This is a genomic window from Shigella sp. SIG6 (assembly GCF_053555815.1).
On record NZ_JBQZXC010000132.1, the window covers coordinates 1 to 9,315 of the forward strand.

The window sequence follows — 9,315 nt, forward strand, 5'->3', positions numbered from 1 at the left end:
GAGGACTGAACTGTAAAATATAGGCGTTATACTTTACAGCAACAGTACGCCGCTAACGCAATTGCTACCTCTGGCATAACAAGTATATCGGGTAAGGGTTTCTGTTCCGCACACGCAGGCGCAGAGTATCGTTAAGATGTCCATATTGTTGTTTTAGGCCCGCTAGTAATGCGCTACGGGTATTTAATATTGTTAAACCCTGATAATCGCTCCGGTTATTTCCGGGATAAATGTACTACCGCAGTTACTATCATAGCCCCGACAATAAAACTTGCCGGGGCTTTTTTGACGCTATTAATGACTTTCTTTTTCGCGTAAACGCCAGGCGTGTAATAACGGTTCGGTATAACCGTTTGGCTGTTTCACGCCGAGGAAGATTAAATCGCTGGCAGCTTTAAAAGCACACGAGTTAGCGAAATTCCCCGCCATCGGACGATAAGCCGGATCGCCAGCATTTTGCTGATCAACCACTTTCGCCATATTCTCCAGCGACGCCTGCACCTGTTCTTTGGTCAGAATACCGTGACGTAACCAGTTGGCGATATGCTGGCTGGAGATACGCAGCGTTGCGCGGTCTTCCATCAGCGCCACGTTGTGAATATCCGGCACTTTTGAACAACCAATCCCCTGCTCCACCCAACGCACCACGTACCCCAGAATCCCCTGCACGTTGTTATCCAGCTCTTGTTGGATCTCTTGCGCCGACCAGTTAGCGTTTTCAGCCACCGGAATAGTCAGCAGATCGTCCAGCAGCGGTTCAAATTCAGCATTGAACTCGGTCTGGGCAATGTTGGCTTGCACGCTCTGTACGTTGGTTTGGTGGTAGTGCAGCGCATGGAGCGTAGCAGCGGTTGGTGACGGAACCCAGGCTGTGTTTGCCCCGGCACGCAGTTGGTCGCCCTTCTGGCTGTACATGTCTGCCATCAGGTCCGGCATTGCCCACATGCCTTTACCGATTTGCGCTTTACCGCGCAGCCCACAGAACAGACCGGAAAGCACGTTATTACGTTCGTAGGCTTTGATCCACGGCGTCGATTTCATCTGGTTTTTACGCAGCATCGGGCCAGCTTCCATCACCGAATGCATTTCATCGCCGGTACGGTCGAGGAAACCGGTATTGATGAACGCCACGCGGTTGCGCGCCTGAGCGATACAGCTACGCAAGTTCAGCGAGGTCCGGCGTTCTTCATCCATAATGCCCATTTTCAGGGTATTCGGTGCCATACCGAGCATTGTCTCAATGCGGGTAAACAGTTTGTTGGCGAACGCCACTTCCTGCGGACCGTGCATTTTCGGTTTCACAATATAGACGCTGCCAGTGCGCGAGTTTTTCTGCACTTTTAAATCATAGAGGGCAATCGCGCCAGTCATGACGCCATCAAGAATACCTTCCGGGATTTCATTGCCTTCGCTGTCCCAAATCACAGGAATGGTCATCAAATGACCCACGTTGCGGATAAACAGCAACGAGCGTCCGTGCAGAGAAATTTCAGAGCCATCGGCGGCGGTGTACTGACGATCGTCATTCAGTTTACGTACGATTTGCCGACCGTTTTTCTCCATTTTCTCTTGCAGAGTCCCCTGCATCAGGCCCAGCAGATTGCGGTACAGCAGGATTTTATCTTCCGCATCAACCGCCGCGACCGAATCTTCGCAGTCGAGAATGGTACTGATAGCAGCTTCGACGATAACATCGTTGATGTGCGCCGGATCGTCTTTGCCAATCCGCCCGTTGGCATCAATTTGCAGTTCAATATGCAGGCCGTTATTTTTCAGCAAAATGCAGGTCGGCGCAGCGGCATCGCCACGGTAACCGACAAACTGTGCTGGAGTACGTAACGTGGTTTCTTTACCATTTTTCAACTGGATGCGTAATTGTTTATCGACCACCTTAAACGCCACCACATCCTGATAGCTGCCGTTTTCCAGCGGTAGTGATTCATCGAGGAAACGTCGAACCCAGGCGATAACCTGCTCACCGCGCTGCGGATCGTAGCCACTGACCATCGCCCCTTCCTGCGGGATGATGTCGCTGCCGTATAACGCATCGTACAGTGAGCCCCAGCGAGCGTTCGCCGCGTTCAGCGCGTAGCGGGCGTTCATTGCCGGAACCACCAGCTGTGGCCCCGCCTGACTGGTGATTTCGCTGTCAATGCCCGTGGTTTCCACCGTCACGCGCTCCGGTTGCGGCACCAGGTAGCCCAGTTCACGAAGGAAAGATTTATAGGCCGCTTTATCTTTTACCGGCCCCGGATTGCTGCGATGCCACTCATCAAGCGCCGCCTGAATGCGATCGCGTTCTGCCAGCAACTGACGATTTTCTGGTGCCAGATCGTGAACGATCTCATCAACATTGTGCCAGAATGCAGCAGCGTCCAGTTCCACGCCCGGCAAAACTTCTCCATCCACAAAACGTTTAAAATTGGCGTCAATGCGTAAACGGCCCTGGGTTATGGTTTGACTCATTGTTTCTCTCCTCGTTTTCGCTTATTTCGCCAACACCGCTGCTGCCGCTTTCGCGACCTGCGCATCCTGTGCTCCGGTTAAACCAGAAACGCCCACGGCACCAATAATTTGCCCATCAACAACAACCGGTACGCCGCCTTCCAGCGACGTCAGTAACGGCGCAGTCACGAACGCGGTACGTCCGTTGTTCACCATCTCTTCATAGCCCTTAGTTTCACGACGCCCCAGCGCGGCGGTACGCGCTTTCTCCTGGGAGATGTAAGCCGCAATCGGCGCGCAATCGTCCATGCGACTTAACGCCAGCAGATGACCGCCGTCATCGGCAACAGCAATGGAAACAGACCAGTTATTTTTCTGCGCCTCTTCCTGACCTGCGGCAATAATTGCACTCGCCATTTGCTGGCTAAGAATGACTTTAGTTTTCATTTTTTTATTCCTTTTCAAGGGCTTGTTCTACAATTTCAATCCAGTGACGCACAGAGGTACGACCGGCGCTCGCCAGATGCGTCTGGCAACCAATGTTGGCGGTGACGATCATTTCCGGTTTGCCGCTTTCCAGCGCATTCATTTTGTTATCCCGCAGCTGGCGTGCCAGATCGGGATGCGTTAACGCATATGTTCCCGCTGAACCGCAGCACAGATGGCTGTCGGGAACGTCCGTTAAGGTAAATCCAAGACGAAGTAACTCTTTTTCCACTTCGCCGTTCAGCTTTTGCGCATGTTGTAGGGTACACGGGCAGTGGAAGGCCAGTTTTTTATCGCCGCGAATTGCCAGTTTTTCCAGCGGTTCCTCGCGCAGAAGTTCGACTAAATCGACCGCCAGTTCACTGACCTGACGCGCTTTATCGGCATATAACGCATCGTTTTTCAGCATCTGCCCATACTCTTTGACGAACGCGCCGCAACCGCTGGCGGTTTGCAAAATTGCCTCGGCACCTGCTTCAATCGCGGGCCACCAGGCATCAATATTATTGCGCGCCCGTGCCAACCCTTTCTCCTGCGCATTAAGATGATAGTCCACCGCGCCACAACAGCCTGCTTCGTTAGCTGACATGACGCTGATCCCCAGACGATCCAGCACTCGCGCAGTTGCCGCGTTGGTGTTGGGCGAAAGCGTAGGCTGGGCGCAGCCTTCCAGCATTAAAACCCGACGCTTATGGCGCAGCGGCGGACGCGGTTTAGCTTTCACCGTTTCAGCAGGCAGTTTTGCTCTGACCTGTTCCGGTAAAAACGGTCGCAGCACCAGCCCTACCTGCGTCAGCGCACGGAAGACCGCCGGACGCGGCACTACCTGGCGCAATCCTTCGCGCAGCATTCGCTCCGGCAGTGGGCGTTTCACTTTCTGCTCGACAATATCACGCCCGATATCCAGCAAATTGTGATAGCGCACACCAGAAGGACAGGTGGTTTCACAATTGCGGCAAGTGAGGCAGCGATCGAGATGCTCCTGTGTTTTAAGCGTGACTTCGTTGCCTTCCAGCACCTGTTTAATCAGATAGATGCGCCCGCGCGGCCCGTCCAGTTCATCGCCCAGAAGCTGATAGGTTGGGCAGGTTGCGGTACAAAATCCGCAGTGAACACAGGCGCGCAGGATGCTGTCGGCTTCCAGCGCGCGCGCGTTCTGCCGCATCTCTTCGGTTAATCGGGTTTGCATAGCCTGCTCCTCAAAGTTCCGCGTACATGCGACCGGGGTTAAACACGCCGCAAGGGTCGAGCTGCTGTTTAAGCTGCTGGTGATAGCGGAATAAAGGAGCCGATAGCGGGGCAAAGCCACCATCTCCGGCACTAAAGCGGGTCGCATGACCGCCAGCGTTGCGGGCGATGCGATGGATTTGATTGTCATCGGCTGTCGATTTCAGCCAGCGTAACGCCCCGCCCCAGTCGATCAGTTGCTCGCCGGGTAAATCCATCATCGGCGCATCGCTGGGTAATGAAATGCGCCATAAGGTACCTGGTAACGAGAAGAACGGCAGTTGTTGTTCACGCAATTGCTGCCAGAACTGACCCGCAACCTCTTCGCCACCCAGCAGTTCACGCGCTGCTTTTACCGATCCTTCGCCGCCCTCAAGGCGGATCCACAACGCATTGTCGAAGTAACATAAGCCACTAATGGGTAATGGCTGGAGTTGCCACTCGGCGATTTCACTCATGGCTTCTTGCAGGCTGATTTCCCGACGCAGGCTCAGAGAGGCGCGCGGTCGCGGTAACACTTTCATTGAGATTTCAGTGAGCACGCCAAGACAACCGTAGCTTCCGGCCATTAACCGTGAGAGATCGTATCCGGCAACGTTTTTCATCACTTCGCCACCAAAACGCAGATGTTTTCCAGTGCCGGTAATGATGCGCGTGCCGAGGACAAAATCGCGGACCGAACCGCTCCACGGGCGACGCGGCCCCGCCAGCCCGCAGGCGACCATCCCGCCCCAGGTGGCTTCTTCACCATAATGCGGCGGCTCGCAGGGAAGCATTTGCCCGGCGCTCTCCAGCGCCGCTTCAATCGCCACCAGCGGCGTTCCGGCACGAGCGGTTATCACCAGCTCGGTCGGGTCGTAATTAACAATGCCGCGATGACAACGCACATCCAGCGTTTACCCGGTGACTGGGCGACCTAAAAAGGCTTTGCTATTGCTGCCCTGAATCACCAGCGGCGTTTTATCGCTAATTACCTGATTCACCTGCTCCAGCAGCGCCTGACTGTAATCACACTCGCGTAGCATCAAAAGCGCTCCAGTTCAGGAAAAGGTAAATGACCGTGATGCACATGCATGGCACCAAATTCAGCACAGCGGTGTAGCGTGGGAATGTTTTTCCCAGGGTTCAGCAAACCATCGGGGTCAAACGCCGCCTTGACCGCATGGAAGGTCGTGATTTCATCGCTGTTGAACTGGGCGCACATTTGATTGATTTTTTCTCGCCCGATGCCATGTTCCCCACTGATGCTGCCGCCAACTTCAACGCAGAGTTCGAGGATCTTCCCGCCCAGCTCTTCCGCGCGGGCAAATTCACCAGGTTCGTTGGCATCGAAAAGGATTAACGGGTGCATGTTGCCATCTCCGGCATGAAAGACGTTGGCAACACGTAAATCATATTGCTGCGATAAACGGGCAATGCCTTCCAGTACGCCAGGCAGGGCGCGACGCGGGATGGTGCCATCCATGCAGTAGTAATCCGGGGAGATACGTCCTACCGCCGGGAACGCATTTTTGCGACCGGCCCAGAAACGTACGCGCTCTGCTTCGTCCTGTGCCAAACGGACGTCAGTCGCGCCCGCTTTCAACAAGATGTCGTTAACCCGCTCGCAGTCTTCCTGTACGTCAGACTCCACGCCGTCCAGTTCGCATAACAAAATCGCTTCGGCGTCGACGGGATAACCGGCATGAATAAAATCTTCCGCCGCGCGGATCGACAGGTTATCCATCATCTCCAGCCCGCCGGGGATAATGCCATTGGCGATGATGTCACCAACCGCAAGTCCGGCTTTTTCTACCGAGTCAAAGCTGGCTAACAGAACCCGCGCCACGGGCGGCTTCGGCAGCAGTTTTACCGTCACTTCGGTGGTCACGCCGAGCATACCTTCCGATCCGGTGAACAGCGCCAGCAGGTCAAAACCAGGTGAATCCAGCGCGTCCGATCCCAGCGTCAGCGCCTCGCCGTCCAGCGTTTGCACTTCAATTTTCAGCAGGTTATGTACGGTCAGACCATATTTCAGGCAGTGGACGCCACCGGCATTTTCCGCCACATTGCCGCCAATTGAACAGGCGATTTGTGAGGAAGGATCCGGCGCGTAATAGAGATTATGCGGCGCAACGGCCTGGGAGATCGCCAGGTTACATACGCCCGGCTGCACGCGCGCGCGGCGACCAACGGGGTTAATGTCGAGGCTATCTTTAAAGCGCGCCATCACCAACAACACACCTTTTTCCAGCGGCAGCGCGCCACCAGAAAGCCCGGTGCCTGCACCACGGGTCACCACCGGTACACGCAGGCGATGGCAGACAGCCAGAATCGCTGTCACCTGTTCCATTTGCTTAGGCAGAACAACCAGTAATGGACGCGTGCGATACGCGCTCAACCCGTCACACTCGTAAGGAATGATCTCCTCATCGGTATGCAGGATCTCAAGTCCAGGGACATGCTCACGCAGTGCCATCAGTACCGATGTGCGGTCGACATCGGGTAAAGCGCCATCAAGACGCTCTTCGTACAAGATGCTCATGAGTAGGCTTCGCTTTGTTGTGTTGTGTGGCAGCTGATTTTTGCGCGCTGCTTCTGTGAACAGTTATTAAGCGGGCTTTTCGTTTTCGTCTATCTCTTTAGCTACCGGTCAGACCATTTTTTTTCCAGCTCTGTGACCTTGTCTTGGTTAACTTAATGTTAAATTGATGTAACATAATCACTTGCGTGATGTGCGTGTTTTGCGAGTTAAGAACAGAAAAATTGGTCCTACCTGTGCACGAGGTCCGGGAATGAAAGATGAACGTCGCCCTATTTGCGAAGTGGTTGCAGAGAGTATCGAACGGTTAATTATCGACGGCGTACTGAAGGTCGGTCAGCCGCTTCCCTCGGAACGTCGACTGTGTGAAAAGCTCGGCTTCTCACGCTCCGCACTGCGTGAAGGGCTGACCGTGCTGCGCGGGCGCGGGATTATTGAAACGGCGCAGGGTCGCGATTCTCGTGTCGCACGGCTTAATCGGGTGCAGGACACCAGCCCGCTGATCCATCTGTTCAGTACGCAGCCGCGAACGCTGTACGATCTGCTCGACGTTCGCGCATTACTGGAGGGCGAATCGGCAAGGCTGGCGGCAACGCTGGGAACGCAGGCTGATTTTGTTGTGATAACCCGCTGTTATGAAAAAATGCTCGCCGCCAGTGAGAACCACAAAGAGATTTCGCTGATCGAACATGCGCAGTTGGATCACGCTTTCCATCTCGCCATTTGTCAGGCTTCTCACAATCAGGTGCTGGTGTTTACGCTGCAATCATTGACCGATCTGATGTTTAATTCAGTGTTTGCCAGCGTAAATAATCTCTACCATCGACCACAGCAAAAAAAGCAGATCGATCGCCAGCATGCGCGGATCTACAACGCGGTGTTGCAGCTGCTGCCGCACGTCGCTCAGCGCGCAGCTCGCGATCATGTACGGACCGTGAAAAAGAATCTCCACGATATCGAGCTGGAAGGCCACCATTTGATTCGCTCGGCGGTGCCGCTGGAGATGAACAAGGTGGGAATGTGAGCAGAGTTTTACCCTATCCCCAAGGCGAGGGGACCGCCCCTGCACTTAACAGGATCTGGTGTTAAATCTGTTCATCTATACCCTCTCCCGAATGACCGCCCCTGCGCTAAACAGGATCTGGTATTAAATTTGCTTTTCATACAATCGGTAACGCTTGTACGGCTCCGCCCCAATGCGTTCCAGCATGTTATTCATGCTTGTATTGGTTTCGAGGATCCATGACATCTCCAGCGCATCGATCTTCCGGCGGGCAAACGGATCGCGTAAGGCTTCAATCAATAACAGCGCAATCACCGGGCCGATGCGGCTGAACTGATACTCGTCGCGCACGCCCATCAGCGGTACTCGCGCAGTTCGCACACCGCTGACTTTCAAACGCCACAGCAATTTTGCCCAGCCGAAGGGAAAGAGCGATCCGTTCAGATCGGCAATCGCCTCGTTGATGTTAGGCAAGCCGACAATAAACGCGCAGGGTGCAGAATCAATCTCAGCGATGTAGATCATATCGTCCGGCACCAGATATTTAAGTTGGTCGCCCATGGTCGCGAATTCATGTTCGGTAAACGGCACAAATCCCCAGTTGTGCTGCCAGCCAGAGTTGAAAATCTCACGCAGGATCTGCATCTCTTCGGCAAACCGCTGACGATTGATGCAGCGAATGGTCACCTTTTTGCGCACCTGATCCATCAGTTTTTTTAGCGCCGGAGAGAAAGTGAGATCGGTTCGCTGCATCCACCACGCCAGTAAATCAATGCCTTTGTGATAACCCAGTTGTTCAATATGCGCGGCATACCACGGTTTGCCGTGTGGCATCATCGCACAGGGTGGTGTGTCAAAACCCTCAATCAGTAATCCGCTTTCCTGATTGATATTCAGGCTGAAAGGCCCGCTGATCTTACTTGCACCTTGTGACTTCAACCACGCTTCCGCTGCGCCAAACAACGCGGCAAAATCCTGCGGATCATCAATGGCGTCAATCATGCCGAAATGACCGGTATCTTCACCGTAACGCTCACGGTGCAAGGTATCTATTTGCGCGGTAATACGCCCAACTATCTGCCCCGCTTTTTTTGCCACCCACGCCTGCCAGATGATATGGTCCGTCCCCGGATTTTTCGCAGACAAATGCTCGTTGCGTTCAATGAATAAAGGGGGTATCCAGTTTGGATCGTCGGGATAAAGTGATGACGGAAAAGCGATAAATGCCTTAAGGTCATTTTTATTAATTACTTTTTCAATTTTAATCATCAGCAGATCGCATTCCATATCTCTGTGGATAACAAATAATTAATGGTGAAAAACAGGTTGCAACAGCAACGAGCGGCATCTTAATAATCAACTCAATGAATACAAACGACGAATAAATAGTATGAATTAATGATTATGATAAGGTCAGAGGCTACACAGAAACGCCTCAATGCCTTTTGTCGATTTAAGGCGACCGGACAAGGCTTCTTCTTAATATATTCATAAATTAAATATCATTCATAATAAAAACAAAAAACTTAAACTCATTATTTAAATCAATGTTCATTTTCACACCGATGAAAATACTATCTCATTTATCTTTTATGCCTATATAATCCACCGCATTATTGTCATTTTATTTTTG

The 9,315-nt window shown here is 53.0% G+C and carries 6 protein-coding genes and 1 pseudogene; 1 reads left to right on the top strand and 6 read right to left on the bottom strand.

Annotation, left to right across the window (positions count from 1 at the left end):
• Window positions 1–294: 294 nt before the first annotated feature.
• The 5 genes and pseudogenes from glcB to glcD form a co-directional block, all read right to left on the bottom strand.
• Window positions 295–2,466 (bottom strand): malate synthase G, encoded by a 2,172-nt coding sequence (gene glcB, locus ACUU1M_RS16755; RefSeq protein WP_000084123.1) that lies wholly within the window; start codon window positions 2,464–2,466, stop codon window positions 295–297.
• 21 nt (window positions 2,467–2,487) lie between these two features.
• Complete coding sequence (locus tag ACUU1M_RS16760) at window positions 2,488–2,892, bottom strand: GlcG family protein (RefSeq protein ID WP_000853256.1); 405 nt, start codon at window positions 2,890–2,892, stop codon at window positions 2,488–2,490.
• Between the two features lie 4 nt (window positions 2,893–2,896).
• Entirely contained in the window at window positions 2,897–4,120 is a 1,224-nt protein-coding gene (glcF, locus tag ACUU1M_RS16765; RefSeq protein WP_001194822.1) for a glycolate oxidase subunit GlcF, read from the bottom strand.
• Window positions 4,121–4,130: 10 nt separating this feature from the next.
• A pseudogene (glcE, locus tag ACUU1M_RS16770) lies at window positions 4,131–5,183 on the bottom strand (glycolate oxidase subunit GlcE).
• Window positions 5,183–6,682, bottom strand: a complete 1,500-nt coding sequence (gene glcD, locus ACUU1M_RS16775; RefSeq protein ID WP_000026101.1) for a glycolate oxidase subunit GlcD — start codon at window positions 6,680–6,682, stop codon at window positions 5,183–5,185. Before glcD ends, glcE begins: the two are co-directional and overlap by 1 nt.
• Window positions 6,683–6,932: 250 nt before the next feature.
• Between glcD and glcC the strand changes: the two genes are divergently transcribed.
• The gene (glcC, locus tag ACUU1M_RS16780) at window positions 6,933–7,703 is read left to right on the top strand and encodes a transcriptional regulator GlcC (RefSeq protein ID WP_005076947.1); all 771 of its coding nucleotides are present in this window, start codon (window positions 6,933–6,935) and stop codon (window positions 7,701–7,703) included.
• A 123-nt stretch (window positions 7,704–7,826) separates the two neighbouring features.
• Here glcC and yghO read toward each other — a convergent pair whose 3' ends face one another.
• Window positions 7,827–8,969, bottom strand: coding sequence for a protein YghO (gene yghO, locus ACUU1M_RS16785; protein ID WP_005076950.1), 1,143 nt, complete (start codon window positions 8,967–8,969; stop codon window positions 7,827–7,829).
• Between the last annotated feature and the right edge of the window lie 346 nt (window positions 8,970–9,315).

Bases quoted from the DNA above. Each gene is read 5' to 3' on its own strand.
- glcB (WP_000084123.1), bottom strand. From the start codon at position 2,466: ATGAGTCAAACCATAACCCAGGGCCGTTTACGCATTGACGCCAATTTT.
- ACUU1M_RS16760 (WP_000853256.1), bottom strand. From the start codon at position 2,892: ATGAAAACTAAAGTCATTCTTAGCCAGCAAATGGCGAGTGCAATTATT.
- glcF (WP_001194822.1), bottom strand. From the start codon at position 4,120: ATGCAAACCCGATTAACCGAAGAGATGCGGCAGAACGCGCGCGCGCTG.
- glcD (WP_000026101.1), bottom strand. From the start codon at position 6,682: ATGAGCATCTTGTACGAAGAGCGTCTTGATGGCGCTTTACCCGATGTC.
- glcC (WP_005076947.1), top strand. From the start codon at position 6,933: ATGAAAGATGAACGTCGCCCTATTTGCGAAGTGGTTGCAGAGAGTATC.
- yghO (WP_005076950.1), bottom strand. From the start codon at position 8,969: ATGGAATGCGATCTGCTGATGATTAAAATTGAAAAAGTAATTAATAAA.